Consider the following 15,034-nt stretch of genomic DNA (forward strand, 5'->3'; position numbering starts at 1 on the left):
ATGCTTAGAAGACTACTTATTGGAATAGCAATTATCGGTGGAATCTTTTTATTGTTCAAATACTGTGATTTTAAGAAAAAAGATGATGAGGATATCACTTACAACACAAACCTTATTCAGCAACAAATTCTGAACGTCGGAAAATTAGTCGTTACTGAAGGTCATTTCTCTGAAGTCATCACTTATAAAAACCAACAAAAATACTTGCTGGATATGCTTTCTTTCGAGAAAAAAGCGTTGGTTGTTGTCAATGCCGATGTGACTGTAGCGTACGATTTGCACAAAATGAAGTACGACATCGATGAAAAGAATAAGACCATCACCATTGTAAGTATTCCAAAAGAAGAAATAAAAATAAGTCCAGATATTCAGTTTTATGATGTGGAGCAAAGCAAATTGAATCCTTTTACGGGTGATGATTACAATAAAATCAACAAATCGGTAAAAGCGAATCTGGCCAAAAAAATAGAAAAATCGTCCTTGAAAACAAATGCTCAAAATCGCTTGATAAGTGAATTATCTAAAATATTGATTCTGACCAATACCATGGGTTGGAAATTGCAATACGAAGGAAAAGTAATCGAAAGCGAGAAAGATTTTGGACAAAAAATAAAATTGTAATAGCTTTTTTGTCAGGTTGAGCACAGTCGAAACCATTTTTATAGCTGTTTAAGCCTATTAAAAATCTCGACTGCGCTCGATTTGACAAACCTAAATTGGAAAACTAAGCTTTCTCTTTGTCGAAAATCAAGTCCAAACCGCCAGCTATCAAATGTGCTACTCCAGGTCTTTTTTCTTTTAATTGATCAAGATAAATTATTATTTCCTGAAGTAATTGAGGTTCGTTTGTGTCTTTCAAAAGTTCTGTAATTTCAACAGCTAATAACCAATCGTTTGGATGATTAGTACGTAATTTTTCAAAAATTGGTACCAAAGAAGTTTCTGTATCCTTAGTTTCTCTTATGTTTCGAATCGTTTGGTATAAAACCTCTAAATCATCCCGTTCTGCGGTATGTTTCGCTTTGATGGTTTTGCTTGTTGGTACATGCGAAATCAAATCAAAACTATTCACATCAGCAGGGCCTGAAAATGCCGAAATCACTTTTTTACCAACAGCCATATCGTAAATTCCCCATTCCGGTTGAAACAAAGTAGTTTCTTTATGCGTAACAGTACAGTTTTTAAAACGAATTAGAATAATTTCTCCCTGCAAGTTTCTGGAACCTGTTATGATTTCGCCTTCTACGGTTATGCCGCCTTCAAATTCTAGTTTTACCGTTTTAGATTCCAGAATATCGTAAGCATTTAAATCTTTTGGACTCATGTCTTCAATAGCCAGATTGATGCCTTCTAGTTTTCCTATTGGACTTCCAAAGCCATCAGGATGTGTCAAAGTTCCATGTCCTACTAATTCTTTTTCTCTGTATGCCAATGCCGTTTTTCCAGTAGTTTGTATGTAAATTGGCTTGCCTTCATGTTCAATTACGGAACTGAAAACACCCGAAATTTGTAAACCAGTGCTCATTTCGATAGTTCCTAGAGCATTCGAATCAATTAGTTTTTCTATTCCCGATAAACCGCCTGTTCTAAGGGCCATTTTATTCGCAAATTCTTCTAAAACCAAGCTTAAATAAGCAAAATCTGGAGTTACGTAAAGTTGTGGTTGCAGTTTTGTAATGTCAAAACTCTGGTTGGCTGCCGATATATCATAAGGGATTTTTTTTACCTCATTGGTCATACAATGCGCACTTTCGCCAATTGATGACAACAAGCCGGCCCCGTATATTTTCGGGTTTTCTACCATGCCAATCAATCCGTACTCGACAGTCCACCAATGCAGGTTTCTGATTTGTGCCATTTCAGATAATTCCCCCATATTATTCTGCAAATCTTCCACCGCTTTTTCAGCAGCATCAATAGTGGCTTGGGGAGTATCTTCGGCTTCTTTCACGATCGAAAGCAATCGAATGGCTTCATACATTTGATAATCCTTATCCGAAGAAATCGCTTTGCAACCTATTTCTCCAAAACGTCTCAAATATTCTGCGTATTCTGGATTGGCAATAATGGGAGCATGACCAGCACCTTCGTGAATAATATCAGGTGCAGGCGTGTATTCTATATGTTCGAGTTGGCGAATGTCAGAAGCAATTACCAGTACATTATACGCCTGAAATTCCATAAAAGCATTGGGCGGAATAAATCCATCCACGGCAACAGCAGCCCAACCTATTTCAGTCAAAATACGGTTCATGCCATACATACTAGGAATGTTGTCAATCTCGATTCCTGTCTTTTTCAATCCTTCCAAGTAGGAACTATGCGCCACTTTTGATAAGTAATCTACATTTTTGCGCATCACATAACGCCAAACCGCTTGATTTATGGGCGTGTAATCGCTATAATCCTGAGGTTTAATAAATTGCTTTAAGTGCTTTGGCAATCGGTCTAATAACGGATTGCTTTCTATAGTTGAGTTCATATCTAAAACGTTGTAGTTCTGCTGCAAAAGTACGAATTTCAGGAGCGATTTCCCGCTTTTCATTGCAAGTTTTTGCAAACCCGTTTGTTTTCTAGTGTTCCTGCAGGAGCAATAAAAAGTGGTATTCCTCTTTTCCCCCTTTCCTTTGGAGAGGGTTGGGGAGAGGAGTCGCTCTGCAGCAATAAGAAAAACCAAAACGGCTTTCGCAAAAAGCTTTCCATTGCAATCTGGGCTTGGGGAGTTGTGGATTCATAAAATAGTACCCTTCAAATTTTAAAAGGTTTTTATAACTGTTTAGGTTTGTTATTTCTTAGCATATTTGATTCCAATTAAAGAAGAATTTCTGTTCAGCAATGCGTTGTAAAATTCGTATCTTTACTCTATTAAACGAAAGTATTATGAACATCGAGGCATATAAAAATCAGATTATCAAAAAACTAATAGAGATTCAAGACAAAAAAATATTGGAACAAATAGATGCTGTTTTGAAAGGGAATCCTATTGTTGCCCATACTCTTGAAGGCAAAGCTTTGACTAAAGCCCAGTACATAGAACGCATTGAATCCATTAGTGAATCAGTTGCAGATGGAGCAGAAACGTATACTTCTAAACAAGTTCGAAGTCATATTTTATCCCAAAAGAAATGAATGTAATTTGGTCACAGGAAGCTAGAAAATCGCTTTCTGAAATTTATAATTATATTTTTGAGGATAGTCCACAAAATGCAGAAATGGTTTTGGATAAAATAATTGAATTGGTTGATTCGTTGCGCGATGAACGGTATGAATTTGCAATTGACCCCATCATTAATAAAGAAAAATTCCGTCATGTAAGTATTTGGTCTTACAAAATCATATATGAGCGAACAAAAAAAGAAGTCTTAATTTTGGATATTTTTAACGGAAAACAAAATCCTGATAAATTAAAAAAATATTAAAAATCGTAATATCACTATTAGGGTTTTTTTATAGATGCATTTTAAAGTTGTCTTTAAGTAAATAGCTACTTCACCAACTCAAACACCAAAATCTGTGTTTTTTGTTTGTCAGAAAAATTATTATCCGAAACAAAAATGATAGATGGATTACCATTTGCCAATTTTGGTCCAAAAGTAAGTCCTTCGATATTATCAATAAAAATTCCCAAATCATCCATGTTTAGGATTAGTTTTTTAGAAGCTAATTCCAATTTTTGGTTTTGTATTGAAGGGTAATTTTTGACGTTAGTTGCTTTTTTCAAATCACACAAAAATACTTTTACGGTGCAGGCTTGTGTTCCGTTAGAATAGGAACGTTCCACAACCAACAATTGATTTTTACCATAATATTGAATCGCCGAAACGCCATTTACACCAAAAGCATCTTTTGGATTGGGTTCACGAGCAATAGGCTCCAGTTGGTAGCCATATTGAGCAGTGTTCTTTTTTGTTTTGGCATTAAATTGATACAACCGAATCAAACCGCCTTTGCTGGTGTTGGCTTGGTCGCCGTCTTCAAATAAAGGTTCTTCAATGTTGGTATAAATATTTTTATAGTTTTTGTCAAAAGTTATCCCTTCTAAAGTGCCATTATTTCTCGGACCTTTTTCCAGTTGCTGCATTTTTAAATTTTCAGGTAATGTGATGTTGCCCAGAAAGTCACCTTTCAAATCCATAAAATTTAGGGAAGGATTTTGTAAAACTTCTTTATCTGCAGTAATCACTCGCGCACCTTCGCTGCTCCAAGCCAAAGTATTTGTTTTTGGATTGAATCGGATGTCTTCGGGATCTGCTGAAGTAGTTGGTGTGGTGTTCCAATTGCCATACACTTTTCCGGTTTCATTTTTTAAAATGCCGACGCTTTGGAAATCGATCCCTTCTACTTTATTTTCGAGCAAACGAATTTTTGCAGTATAAAATCTAGAATCGTTAAACATCGATCTGTCATCACTTATCAAATAATACAAATCGTTTTTTGCATCATAATCGATTCCGGATAATCCGCCCACTTTTGTATTCTGAAAGGTTTCACCAAAAGGAATTTCAATCGAACGGATCAGGTTTAAACGGGGTGCTGGTTTGTTTTCAGCGGTTTGTTTTAAATTCGAACAAGAAAATAAAAAAGCTGGAAATACTAAAAATAATAATAATTTACGCATAAAGAAATGTATTGCTATTTGCAAAAAGAAACAGATTTTGGATTAAAAAGAAACACTTTAGAAACTATGAATTGTTCGTTTGGTTTTTTTCGAGATTGCGGAAATAGTCAATTTTGTAGTTGAACATTTCAGCCATGTTTTTAGCACGTATTTTAGCTTCTTCGGCCAATGGACCTGCAAATAAACTATCGGTAGTTTCCGTAAAAATTTGCATCCAGCGATCAAAATGTTCTTTGGCAACCGGCAGTTGTTTGTGCGGTGGAAATGGACTTCCGGAATACGAATGGACTTCGAGTAAAATAGTTTGCCAAAAGCGGTACATTTTTTCCAGATGTTCGGGCCAGCGGTTGCCTATTTTTTCGTTGAATATGGGTCCGATAAATTCGTCTTTTTGAACTTTAGAATAAAAAACATCAACCAATAATTTGATGTCCTCGAATGTGGTAATGTCGTTAAATTGCGTCATAATTGGGTATAAAAAAAGCCTTCGCAAAGGTAGGCTTTTATGTTGAAATGTAATGGTAAACTATTTTGCATTAGGCGGAAATTGCTCTAAGATTTTTGCGACAAATTCATTGATTCGTTTTTCTTTTTCGTTGCGGTTTTCAGTCAGATAACCAACACCTTCACCTTGCCAAACCAATTCTTTTTTCTTGGCATCAATTAAATCAATATACAATGTTCCTTCGGTTGAAGAGGAAACATAAGTGCTGCGTCCTCCCCATAAATATGGATTCCATCCCCATCCCCATCCATATCCCCAACCGGCGTTGTATTGGTTCACGTCTATTTTTTCTCTTTCTTTGGTTAGTATATTAATAAGTAAATCTGGATTTTCGCTTTTGGTCATTCCTTTTTTGCTCAATTCACGGTCTATGGCATTAAGGATTCTTTTCTTGTCTAATTCTGAGATTTCAACTTTGTCAATTCCTTTTTTATGAAAAGCGTAGGTTTTATATTGACTAAAATCTACTTTGTTGTCATAATCGGAATATACTTTTACGGAACTGCATGAGGCAATTACCAAAAGTAGAAATACGGGAAGGAGTTTAATTGCTTTCATGATGTGATTATTTGATTACTACACTGTTTACTAAAGATACGTTCAATTTTTAAAAATCCAACAAATTGTTGGCTACTATATTAGGGATGGTCACTTTCAATAAAGGTTGCGTCTCCATCGCTCTTTTTATAGCAAATAATGCTCCGTCATTCCTGGCCCAGCTTCTTCTGGAAATTCCGTTGTTGACATCCCAGAAAAGCATTGATGCTAAACGTCTTGAAGCTTCTTTTGAACCATCAAGAACCATACCAAATCCACCGTTAATTACCTCTCCCCAGCCCACACCGCCGCCATTATGAATGGATACCCAAGTGGCGCCTCGAAAGCTATCTCCAATGACGTTTTGTATTGCCATATCGGCCGTAAAACGGGAGCCGTCATAGATATTAGACGTTTCTCTGTAGGGAGAATCGGTGCCGGAAACATCATGATGATCGCGACCTAAAACGATAGTTCCTATTTCGCCTTTCGCAATAGCCTGATTAAAAGCTTCGGCAATTTTTACACGGCCTTCGACATCAGCATACAAGATTCTGGCTTGGGAACCTACAACCAGTTTGTTTTCCTGAGCGCCTTTTATCCACTGGATATTATCCTGCATTTGTTGCTGAATTTCTACTGGTGCTGTTTTTGCCATTTCTTCCAAAATCTGACAGGCAATTACATCTGTTTTGGCTAAATCATCTGGTTTCCCCGAAGCACAAACCCATCGGAAAGGGCCGAAACCGAAATCAAAACACATGGGTCCCATTATATCTTGTACGTAACTCGGATATCTGAAATCAATATGGTTTTCGGCCATTACATCCGCACCAGCGCGGGAAGCTTCTAGCAAGAAAGCATTTCCATAATCAAAGAAATAGGTTCCTCTCGCAGTGTGTTTATTGATTGCAGCTGTGTGACGGCGTAATGTTTCTTGTACTTTTATTTTGAATAAATCAGGATTCGTAGCCATCATTTCGTTTGCTTCTTCAAAAGAAACGTCAGCAGGATAATAACCACCAGCCCATGGATTATGTAAGGAAGTTTGATCAGATCCTAAATCGATATGAATATTTTCTTGATCAAATTTTTCCCAAACAGTAACGACATTTCCAAGATACCCGATGGAAACAATTTCATTATTGGCTTGCGCCAAAGCGACTCTTTTTACGAGTTCATCCACGTTTTCTATCACTTCATTAATCCATCCTTGACTGTGGCGAATGTGCGTTATTTTTGAATTGACTTCGGCACAAACAGTGATGCAACCGGCAATATTTCCGGCTTTAGGTTGTGCGCCTGACATTCCGCCCAATCCTGAAGTGACAAATAAGCCGCCTTTTGGACTGCGTTTTATTTTACGAAAACCATTCAAAACAGTAATAGTTGTTCCGTGTACAATTCCCTGCGGACCAATGTACATGTAACTTCCTGCGGTCATTTGTCCGTATTGTGAAACGCCTAATGCATTCATTTTTTCCCAATCGTCCGGTTTAGAATAATTAGGAATTACCATACCGTTTGTAACAACAACTCGTGGAGCTTCTTTATGCGAAGGGAACAATCCCATTGGATGACCGGAATACATCGTCAATGTTTGCTCATCCGTCATCTCTGACAAGTATTGCATCGTCAAAAGATATTGTGCCCAATTTTGAAAAACGGCTCCATTCCCACCGTAAGTAATCAACTCATGGGGATGTTGTGCTACGGCATAATCCAAATTGTTTTGAATCATCAGCATAATTGCTTTGGCCTGTTCGCTTTTTCCGGGATATTCCGCAATAGGTCGCGCATACATTTTATAATCCGGACGCAAACGGTACATATAAATACGACCATAGGTTTCCAGTTCTTGTGAAAATTCTTTGATTAATTCAGCGTGATGTTGCGGTTCAAAATACCGTAACGCATTACGTAACGCCAGTTTTTTTTCTTCAACCGAAAGGATTTCTTTGCGCTTTGGTGCGTGATTGATATCTGTTTCGTATGGTTTTCTCTTCGGTAAAACCGATGGAATTCCTAGTTGTATTTGTTCTTGAAAAGTCATTGGATAATTTTGTTATTGCTTTTTTTGAATCTGTTTACTTTTTATTTGTGCCTGTTTTTTTATCGAAACCATACGGACAATGACGACAACCGCTTTTGCAACAAAATCCTCTTTTTAAATGGAACTTTACAGTGAAACATTTATAGCCTTCAGGTGTGTAATAGAAATCTTCTCCTTCTATCAATTTATTTTCATTACTTTGGTCAATCATATTTGAGATTATTCGATTGTATAAGTCATTTGATTTGCTTTATTTAATAAAAACTACTCAAACGATTGCGTTTTTCATTAAATAAAAACATTTTAGCATTACAAATTTATAAATTTTATAGCGAATGTTGCTGATTGTTGCTAAATTTTTAATCCCGAAAGGGTATCGTGGATTGGCTGTATTTCCTTTTGTGTTGGTGAAATATCCGATAGATAAGGAAAATGCTGTTTTTGTTAATCACGAAAAAATCCATCTGCGCCAGCAGGCAGAATTATTAATATTTCCTTTTTTTATTTGGTATTTGTTAGAATATTGTATTCGATTGATTCAGTATAAAAATGCAAATTTGGCCTACAGAAACATTAGTTTTGAGAGAGAGGCTTATGAGAATGAATCAAATTTAGAGTACTTAAAAAATAGGTCTTTTTGTCTCTTTTTAAAATATGTGGACCTAAAGGAGTAATAGTCTTTGGAAAATCTTTTTCTTAAATTTGATTGTAATTTATCCCTTCCTGTTTGTGGAGTTAAAGCAATTACACAGTATTAACTTACAGGGTTTTAGGATTTTTTTTATTTGAAATACTTAAATGAATAAACGCTATTGTTTGATTTTTAAATTGTAAGAAATTATATATTTAAAATTAAAAAAATGTTTGTAATCGATTGTTTGTGCTTTTTATCGGTATTTATGCTGATTCCTATTCTATTTTTTTTGTAACTTTAAATAAAAATAGCTCAAAACAGATTTTTTTTCCTAAAATACTTGATTAGGAATGTGTTTTTAGATCTTTTTAAGGCTAAAGAAAATTTCATTTTTTTGAAAGAGGCATTGTCTTAAAATGTAATGTCATAATAAAGAATATAATTTATTTCATACAAATTAATTTAAGGACTTATGAACTCAAAATTACTTAAACGAACACTGTTGGTTGTTATTGGATTGTTTTTGCACAACAATGTAAATGCCCAGATGTATGTAAGTCCGAATAGTTACGTTTTTGCCAATAACGAAGTGGTTTTTGTAAAACAGCAATTAGAGTTAAATGCCACCAACAGTAATTTCTATCTAAGGAAAGATGCTCAGTTAGTACAAGGTTCTACATCGACCAGTTCTAATAAAGGTCTTGGCAGCTTGTCCGTTTTTCAAGAAGGAACTACAAACAATTTTCAATTTAATTACTGGTGTTCCCCTGTGGGAGGGAGTAATGCAACTGCTGGAAATTCTGCTTTTGGAATTACACAATTAAAAGATATTTTAGACTTGACAAATAGTAATAATTCGACTCCTTTGGCAATGAATAATTACGATGGAACTGCCAGTCCATTTAAAATTGCACCCTATTGGATTTTTAAGTTAACTGCTTCCTCCAGTTATTCAGATTGGAATCAGGTGGGAGTAAATTCGAATATAAATGCCGGAGAAGGATTTACGATGAAGGGGAGTTCTGGGACTAATTCAATAACTATAAATGGAGTTCAAAATAATCCAGGCGGTAAACAGCGATATGATTTTAGAGGAAAACCTAATGATGGAACTATTTCTATTCCAGTTGCATTTGAGCAATTTACATTGACTGGGAATCCCTATCCATCTGCCATAGATTTATCTGCTTTTTTGTTTGAACAAACAAATTGCACCGGAATTGCTTATTTCTGGGAACAGGATAAAACAGCTGATTCCCATTATATAGCTGACTATAAAGGCGGATATGGAACTTTTTCTCCTGTTTCTAGAAGAGGATCAGGTATATATGTGCCAGCTACTTTTTTTTCGTACGATGGTTCTGGGAATGAAGGCCCAACTTCTGGTGCAGGAGGAAATTATGAAAGACGTTTTTCTCCTATTGGACAAGGTTTCATGATTGATGGATTAGTTAATGGCATCGTAGAGATGAAAAACAGTTACAGGGTTTTTGTTAAAGAAGATGTGTTAAATTTTTCTCAATTTGAAAAAAATATAAATTCAAATAAAGTAAAAACTACTTCAGCTAACCTGTCAGATATTCCATCAGTATCCGGGTTTGATTATAAAACGGTTACTACTGCGCCAACGCCACAAATACGATTTAATACTTTGTTGAATAATCAAGGCGTTCGCCAAATTGTTTTGGCATTTGTTCCAGAAGCTACTGACGGGGTTGACCGTGCAATGGATGCAATGTCTTCTAGTGATGAAAGTCCGGCAGATGTTTACTTTGTCATAAATGACGAAGAATATCTTATAAACGCAGTGAGTTTTGATATGGATAAAAAGATTTCAATTGGTTTTAAAAATACAAATCAAGCTAATTTTAAGATTACAGTAAAAGAAATATTGAATTTTACAAGTACGAATTCCGTTTATTTACATGATAAGATAACCGATTTATACCACGATATCAAAAACGATTTCTATGAGTTGACATTGCCGGGAGGAGTCAACAATACACAGTTTGAAATTACTTTTAAAAACAATGTTACTTTAGGAGTTGACGAAGCAGCACGTCAAAGTTTTGTGGTGTATCAAAATAATTCTACTAAGAACTTAACCATTAGTAATCCATTATCACTAGATCTTACTACTTGTAATTTATATGATGTTGCCGGAAAATTAATTTTTAATAAAAAAGATTTAGGATCGAACTCTGTATATACCTTTTCTACTTCGGGACTTAGTGATGGAATTTATATTGTTAAAATAGCAACTAAAAATAAAATTGAAGTTGGTCAAAAAATAATCATCAGAAGATAAGAGCCAATATTAATGAAACAAAATGCAGTCTGAAAGGGGTTGCATTTTTATTAGATATAATTTTACCTTTGTGCCAAAATCACTTAGCTTGAATCAACAGTTAACATCTCCGTTTCTAAACGCCATTTCAGTAACCATCAAACGGGAAGACCTGATTCATCCTTTTGTTTCGGGAAATAAATTCAGAAAGCTGAAATACAATTTGCTGCAAGCGAAAACGGAGCATTATGAAACGCTGCTTACTTTTGGAGGCGCTTTTTCAAATCATATCGCGGCAGTGGCTTTTGCAGGAAAAGAAAAAGGATTTAAAACCATCGGAATTATTCGTGGTGAGGAGTTAGGCAGTAAAATCTCGGAGAATCCTACGTTATCATTCGCTCAAAATTGCGGAATGCAACTGGAATTTGTTTCAAGGGAGGACTATCGGTTAAAAAGTGAACTTTCTTTTTTAGCGAATTTAAAAGAGCAATTTGGCGATTTTTATCTACTACCTGAAGGCGGCACAAATGCGTTAGCTATCAAAGGGTGTCAAGAAATTCTAACTCCGGAAGATGCTGAATTTGATTATATTTGTTGCTCAATAGGAACTGGCGGTACGATTTCGGGAATTATTAACAGTGCTTTACCGCACCAAAGAGTTTTAGGATTTCCAGCTTTAAAAGGTGATTTTTTAGAAGAGGAAATTTGTAATTTTGTTCAAAATCAAAATTGGGAGCTAATTACGGAGTATCATTTTGGAGGTTACGGGAAAGTTAATGAAGCCTTAATCGGGTTCATCAACCAGTTTTACATCAAAAATAAAATTCCTTTGGATCCCATTTATACGGGAAAGATGGTTTTTGGCGTTATAGATTTAATTCAAAAAAACTATTTTCCTGCTGAATCAAAAATTTTACTAATTCATACGGGAGGAATTCAGGGAATTCAAGGGATGAATATGAAATTAAGAAATAAACAATTACCAACAATCGACATCAATGTTTAAAAAAATGCTACTGCTTCTTACCATAATTACTTTGATAGGGTGTAATGCCGCAAAGCCAGTTATTGTAACTACAAAAAAAGCGCCTGTACGATCAAAAACTGTAATAGTCAGAACCACAAAAAAAACGAATCCTACAGGCTCCAAGACAACAAAATTCATAGCTTCAAAACCAGTAAAACCAGAACAGAAAAAGAACGAAACGGAAATAATTGTTTCAACTTCAAAAACTGTGGTTACGAATGATATTGTTAGCCTATATATTTCTAAATATAAAGATGCTGCAATGGGAAATATGAGGAATTACGGAATTCCCGCAAGTATTATATTAGCTCAGGGAATCCTGGAATCGGGTGCAGGAAGAGGCGATTTAGCTTTAACTGCCAATAATCATTTTGGAATAAAATGCCATGAAGGTTGGGCAGGTGAAACAGTAAAACATGATGATGACTCCTCGCAAGAATGTTTTAGAAAATATGATAATCCTTCAGAATCCTTTAAAGATCACGCCTTGTTTTTGACAGGAAGAAGTAGGTATGCTAAACTTTTTGGGTTTTCAAAAGATGATTACAAAGCTTGGGCCAGAGGACTTAGATCTGCGGGTTATGCCACAGATCCAAAATATCCGGATAAATTAATCTCGTACATTGAGCGTTACCATTTAGATCAGTATGACAGTCAGGTTCTGGATGTCAATTATGTGTCTAATGAAAAACAAATGGTGGAGGAATTAACAATAGAATCCAGAAATATAGTCCATAATAGTCTGGCTTCTTATGTAGTTCAAAAAGGAGATACGCTTTATTCCATTTCAAAAAAATTCGATTTAAGGATTGAGGATTTAAAAAATAATAATAATCTTTCTGACAATACACTCTCTATTGGACAGCGATTGATGGTAAAATAATTGAAAAATAACTATAATTCATAATTCATAAATGTTATATAAAAGAAGCAGTCAGCTTTTTGCTGAAGCAGAAAAAGTAATTCCAGGAGGTGTAAATTCGCCAGTAAGAGCTTTTAAAGCAGTGGGTGGAACTCCAATTTTTGTCAAAAGTGCCAAAGGTGCTTATTTGTATGATGAAGATGGAAACCGTTTGATTGACTATATCAATTCTTGGGGACCAATGATTTTAGGACACGCATTCGAGCCGGTAGTGCAAGCCGTGATTGAGAAGGCTAAATTAGGAACCTCGTTTGGGATGCCAACAGAGCTAGAAACGCAAATTGCCGCTTTGGCCGTTGCTATGGTTCCAAATATTGATAAGATCAGATTTGTAAACTCTGGCACCGAAGCCTGCATGAGTGCTGTAAGATTGGCTCGCGGTTTTACCAAAAGAGATAAAATAATAAAATTTGCAGGTTGTTATCACGGTCATTCCGATTCGTTTTTAATCCAAGCCGGAAGTGGAGCAATTACTTTTGGTTCGCCAAACAGTCCCGGAGTTACTGCAGGAACAGCCAAGGATACTTTGCTTGCAAAATACAATGATTTAGAAAATGTAGCCACCTTAATTGAATCAAATAAAAATGAAGTCGCAGCCATAATCGTGGAGCCTGTTGCAGGGAATATGGGCTGTATTCCGCCAAATAAAGGCTTTCTAGAAGGCTTATGCCAATTGTGTACCGATAATGGAATTCTATTGATTTTTGATGAGGTGATGACTGGATTCAGACTCGCCAGAGGTGGTGTTCAGGAATTATTCAATATAACAGCTGATATTGTTTGCTTCGGGAAAGTAATCGGGGGAGGATTGCCTGTTGGTGCTTTTGCCGCCCGTGCAGAAATTATGAATTATCTGGCTCCGTTAGGGCCCGTTTATCAGGCAGGAACATTGTCTGGAAATCCGTTGGCAATGGCTGCGGGATTAGCAATGTTGCAATCTTTAGATAATGACCGTGCTATTTTTCAAAGATTAGAAGAGAAAACAGCGTATTTGGCGGCAGGAATTGATAAAGTGCTGAAAGCAAATAACGTAACATTTACAATCAATAGCATTGGGTCGATGATTTCGGTTCATTTTGATGCTACTCCGGTTGTTGATTTTAAAACCGCTGCAAACGGCGATAACGAGACGTTCAAGAAATTCTTTCACGGATTATTGCAGGAAGGAATTTATATTGCGCCATCGGCTTATGAAACATGGTTTATTACCGATGCATTAACGTATGAGGATTTAGATTTTACCATTCGGGCAATAGATAAAGTTTCGAAAACATTTTAAATACAAAAAAGCCCCAAATTTGGGGCTTTCTTATGAAATAAGGTGAAATATTTCAAGTGAATGGATTATTTTTTATTAGCCGTTTCTACTGGTTTTCTGTCTTTATGGTGCATCATTCTTTTTTTCATTGCGTGATGTCTTTTCCCTTTCATGTCATTCCATTTTTTGTATTGGTCTGCTGAAAGAATTTTTTTCATTCTCTCTTTCATCACAATTTGCTCGTCTAACATTTGGCTTTTTTTAGCAAAAAGTTCGTCAGCAGTAAGTTTTTTGCCGGAATCTTTAGTTGCTTTTCGTTCCGCCATTTTAGCTTCTCTTTTGGCACTTTGTTCCGCAATGATTTTACTCATCTCTTTTTGTTGTGAAGCATTCAAATCTAATTCCAAAGTCATCTTTTTCAGGTGCAACTGGTTTCTTTGTTCTGGAGTCATTTGTTCCATCTTGGCTCTCTCGGATCTTGCTTTTCTTTCTTGTGCAAAGCTTGTCATTCCGACAATTAATAATGCAACGATAAATAATTTTTTCATTTGTATTGTTTTAAGTTAATGGTTGTAGGACAAGGATAGGTTTGAAAAGTTTAATCCTTAACAAAAGTTTATCGTTTGGTTGTAATGGTATGGGAACATTTATAATTGCTGTTGTTGGTGTAAAAGACATCAAAAAATAACTTTCGTGGATGCTAAAGCATGATATTTATCAGCTTTTTTCCAGTTTTATTTCTTGACTTTTGGGGTTTATTTATTAAATTATTTTAGTGTCACATTTGGATTTGCAACCTATTATTCCGTTTACGAGTCCCATTGAAATGAATGGCGATTTTGCCAAAACCATCACGATGATGAAAAGTGATTCAGAGTACCAAAAGCTCTTCAAAGTTGCTTTTTCCGATGGACTAATCAATTCCGAAAACATGCTCAAAGCCTTGGGGCAATTCATGGTTATGATCACGTCCTCGAATTCTAGTTTTGATAAGTATCGCCGCAATGAATCCGGAGGAACGCTCACTCAAGACGAGCAGGACGGTTATGCAATTTTCAACCAGAAATGTTCCAGTTGTCACGCCACGGATCAGTTACTTTAGACCCAATTTTAAATAAAAACGGGTCGCTTGGAATTCCTATGACCGCAACCAAAAAATCAAAAATAATTGCGTTTCTAAAAACATTGACTGA

General features: G+C 35.8%; 16 protein-coding genes. 9 read left to right on the forward strand and 7 right to left on the reverse strand.

What is annotated here, in order from left to right; translation table 11 throughout:
* Window positions 1-621 (forward strand): DUF4230 domain-containing protein, encoded by a 621-nt coding sequence (locus ACNQGD_RS02220; RefSeq protein WP_417997700.1) that lies wholly within the window; start codon window positions 1-3, stop codon window positions 619-621.
* Between the two features lie 103 nt (window positions 622-724).
* Here the strand turns inward: ACNQGD_RS02220 and ACNQGD_RS02225 are convergent, their stop codons facing one another.
* A complete protein-coding gene (locus ACNQGD_RS02225; protein WP_417998266.1) occupies window positions 725-2,482 on the reverse strand; it encodes an aromatic amino acid hydroxylase in 1,758 nt (585 codons plus the stop codon).
* A gap of 398 nt (window positions 2,483-2,880) precedes the next feature.
* On the opposite strand from ACNQGD_RS02225, the gene ACNQGD_RS02230 reads away from it, so the two are divergent.
* Window positions 2,881-3,129: a hypothetical protein gene (locus tag ACNQGD_RS02230; protein ID WP_417997702.1), complete on the forward strand. Its 249-nt coding sequence runs from the start codon at window positions 2,881-2,883 to the stop codon at window positions 3,127-3,129.
* Entirely contained in the window at window positions 3,126-3,419 is a 294-nt protein-coding gene (locus tag ACNQGD_RS02235; protein ID WP_417997703.1) for a type II toxin-antitoxin system RelE/ParE family toxin, read from the forward strand. Before ACNQGD_RS02230 ends, ACNQGD_RS02235 begins: the two co-directional genes overlap by 4 nt.
* 65 nt (window positions 3,420-3,484) lie before the next feature.
* Here the strand turns inward: ACNQGD_RS02235 and ACNQGD_RS02240 are convergent, their stop codons facing one another.
* The 5 genes from ACNQGD_RS02240 to ACNQGD_RS02260 all read right to left on the reverse strand — a co-directional run bounded on the left by ACNQGD_RS02240 (window position 3,485) and on the right by ACNQGD_RS02260 (window position 7,924).
* Complete coding sequence (locus ACNQGD_RS02240) at window positions 3,485-4,618, reverse strand: esterase-like activity of phytase family protein (RefSeq protein ID WP_417998151.1); 1,134 nt, start codon at window positions 4,616-4,618, stop codon at window positions 3,485-3,487.
* A 64-nt stretch (window positions 4,619-4,682) separates the two neighbouring features.
* Complete coding sequence (locus ACNQGD_RS02245; protein ID WP_417997705.1) at window positions 4,683-5,084, reverse strand: group III truncated hemoglobin; 402 nt, start codon at window positions 5,082-5,084, stop codon at window positions 4,683-4,685.
* A 60-nt stretch (window positions 5,085-5,144) separates the two neighbouring features.
* Entirely contained in the window at window positions 5,145-5,681 is a 537-nt protein-coding gene (locus tag ACNQGD_RS02250) for a DUF4136 domain-containing protein (RefSeq protein WP_417992548.1), read from the reverse strand.
* A gap of 49 nt (window positions 5,682-5,730) precedes the next feature.
* Window positions 5,731-7,713: a urocanate hydratase gene (locus ACNQGD_RS02255; RefSeq protein ID WP_417998152.1), complete on the reverse strand. Its 1,983-nt coding sequence runs from the start codon at window positions 7,711-7,713 to the stop codon at window positions 5,731-5,733.
* A gap of 34 nt (window positions 7,714-7,747) precedes the next feature.
* Window positions 7,748-7,924: a DUF5522 domain-containing protein gene (locus ACNQGD_RS02260; protein ID WP_417998153.1), complete on the reverse strand. Its 177-nt coding sequence runs from the start codon at window positions 7,922-7,924 to the stop codon at window positions 7,748-7,750.
* 124 nt (window positions 7,925-8,048) lie between these two features.
* On the opposite strand from ACNQGD_RS02260, the gene ACNQGD_RS02265 reads away from it, so the two are divergent.
* The 5 genes from ACNQGD_RS02265 to hemL all read left to right on the forward strand — a co-directional run bounded on the left by ACNQGD_RS02265 (window position 8,049) and on the right by hemL (window position 13,862).
* The gene (locus ACNQGD_RS02265) at window positions 8,049-8,387 is read left to right on the forward strand and encodes a hypothetical protein (protein ID WP_417998154.1); all 339 of its coding nucleotides are present in this window, start codon (window positions 8,049-8,051) and stop codon (window positions 8,385-8,387) included.
* A 432-nt stretch (window positions 8,388-8,819) separates the two neighbouring features.
* The gene (locus ACNQGD_RS02270) at window positions 8,820-10,655 is read left to right on the forward strand and encodes a T9SS type A sorting domain-containing protein (RefSeq protein ID WP_417998155.1); all 1,836 of its coding nucleotides are present in this window, start codon (window positions 8,820-8,822) and stop codon (window positions 10,653-10,655) included.
* An 88-nt stretch (window positions 10,656-10,743) separates the two neighbouring features.
* Entirely contained in the window at window positions 10,744-11,640 is an 897-nt protein-coding gene (locus tag ACNQGD_RS02275) for a 1-aminocyclopropane-1-carboxylate deaminase/D-cysteine desulfhydrase (protein WP_417992553.1), read from the forward strand.
* Between the two features lie 4 nt (window positions 11,641-11,644).
* Window positions 11,645-12,544 (forward strand): glucosaminidase domain-containing protein, encoded by a 900-nt coding sequence (locus ACNQGD_RS02280; RefSeq protein ID WP_417997646.1) that lies wholly within the window; start codon window positions 11,645-11,647, stop codon window positions 12,542-12,544.
* A 31-nt stretch (window positions 12,545-12,575) separates the two neighbouring features.
* Window positions 12,576-13,862: a glutamate-1-semialdehyde 2,1-aminomutase gene (gene hemL, locus ACNQGD_RS02285; protein WP_417998156.1), complete on the forward strand. Its 1,287-nt coding sequence runs from the start codon at window positions 12,576-12,578 to the stop codon at window positions 13,860-13,862.
* Window positions 13,863-13,927: 65 nt separating this feature from the next.
* Here hemL and ACNQGD_RS02290 read toward each other — a convergent pair whose 3' ends face one another.
* Window positions 13,928-14,389 (reverse strand): hypothetical protein, encoded by a 462-nt coding sequence (locus ACNQGD_RS02290; RefSeq protein ID WP_417998157.1) that lies wholly within the window; start codon window positions 14,387-14,389, stop codon window positions 13,928-13,930.
* A gap of 227 nt (window positions 14,390-14,616) precedes the next feature.
* Here ACNQGD_RS02290 and ACNQGD_RS02295 point away from each other — a divergent pair, with 227 nt between their 5' ends.
* The gene (locus ACNQGD_RS02295) at window positions 14,617-14,943 is read left to right on the forward strand and encodes a cytochrome c peroxidase (RefSeq protein WP_417998158.1); all 327 of its coding nucleotides are present in this window, start codon (window positions 14,617-14,619) and stop codon (window positions 14,941-14,943) included.
* The last annotated feature ends 91 nt before the right edge of the window (window positions 14,944-15,034 follow it).

The sequence above is a fragment of the Flavobacterium glucosi genome, from assembly GCF_048286535.1.
In the GTDB taxonomy this organism is placed as follows: domain Bacteria; phylum Bacteroidota; class Bacteroidia; order Flavobacteriales; family Flavobacteriaceae; genus Flavobacterium.

Excerpts from the sequence above, each read along its gene's own strand:
- ACNQGD_RS02220 (WP_417997700.1), top strand. The coding sequence starts at position 1 with ATGCTTAGAAGACTACTTATTGGAATAGCAATTATCGGTGGAATCTTT.
- ACNQGD_RS02225 (WP_417998266.1), bottom strand. The coding sequence starts at position 2,482 with ATGAACTCAACTATAGAAAGCAATCCGTTATTAGACCGATTGCCAAAG.
- ACNQGD_RS02230 (WP_417997702.1), top strand. The coding sequence starts at position 2,881 with ATGAACATCGAGGCATATAAAAATCAGATTATCAAAAAACTAATAGAG.
- ACNQGD_RS02235 (WP_417997703.1), top strand. The coding sequence starts at position 3,126 with ATGAATGTAATTTGGTCACAGGAAGCTAGAAAATCGCTTTCTGAAATT.
- ACNQGD_RS02240 (WP_417998151.1), bottom strand. The coding sequence starts at position 4,618 with ATGCGTAAATTATTATTATTTTTAGTATTTCCAGCTTTTTTATTTTCT.
- ACNQGD_RS02245 (WP_417997705.1), bottom strand. The coding sequence starts at position 5,084 with ATGACGCAATTTAACGACATTACCACATTCGAGGACATCAAATTATTG.
- ACNQGD_RS02250 (WP_417992548.1), bottom strand. The coding sequence starts at position 5,681 with ATGAAAGCAATTAAACTCCTTCCCGTATTTCTACTTTTGGTAATTGCC.
- ACNQGD_RS02255 (WP_417998152.1), bottom strand. The coding sequence starts at position 7,713 with ATGACTTTTCAAGAACAAATACAACTAGGAATTCCATCGGTTTTACCG.
- ACNQGD_RS02260 (WP_417998153.1), bottom strand. The coding sequence starts at position 7,924 with ATGATTGACCAAAGTAATGAAAATAAATTGATAGAAGGAGAAGATTTC.
- ACNQGD_RS02265 (WP_417998154.1), top strand. The coding sequence starts at position 8,049 with ATGTTGCTGATTGTTGCTAAATTTTTAATCCCGAAAGGGTATCGTGGA.
- ACNQGD_RS02270 (WP_417998155.1), top strand. The coding sequence starts at position 8,820 with ATGAACTCAAAATTACTTAAACGAACACTGTTGGTTGTTATTGGATTG.
- ACNQGD_RS02280 (WP_417997646.1), top strand. The coding sequence starts at position 11,645 with ATGCTACTGCTTCTTACCATAATTACTTTGATAGGGTGTAATGCCGCA.
- hemL (WP_417998156.1), top strand. The coding sequence starts at position 12,576 with ATGTTATATAAAAGAAGCAGTCAGCTTTTTGCTGAAGCAGAAAAAGTA.
- ACNQGD_RS02290 (WP_417998157.1), bottom strand. The coding sequence starts at position 14,389 with ATGAAAAAATTATTTATCGTTGCATTATTAATTGTCGGAATGACAAGC.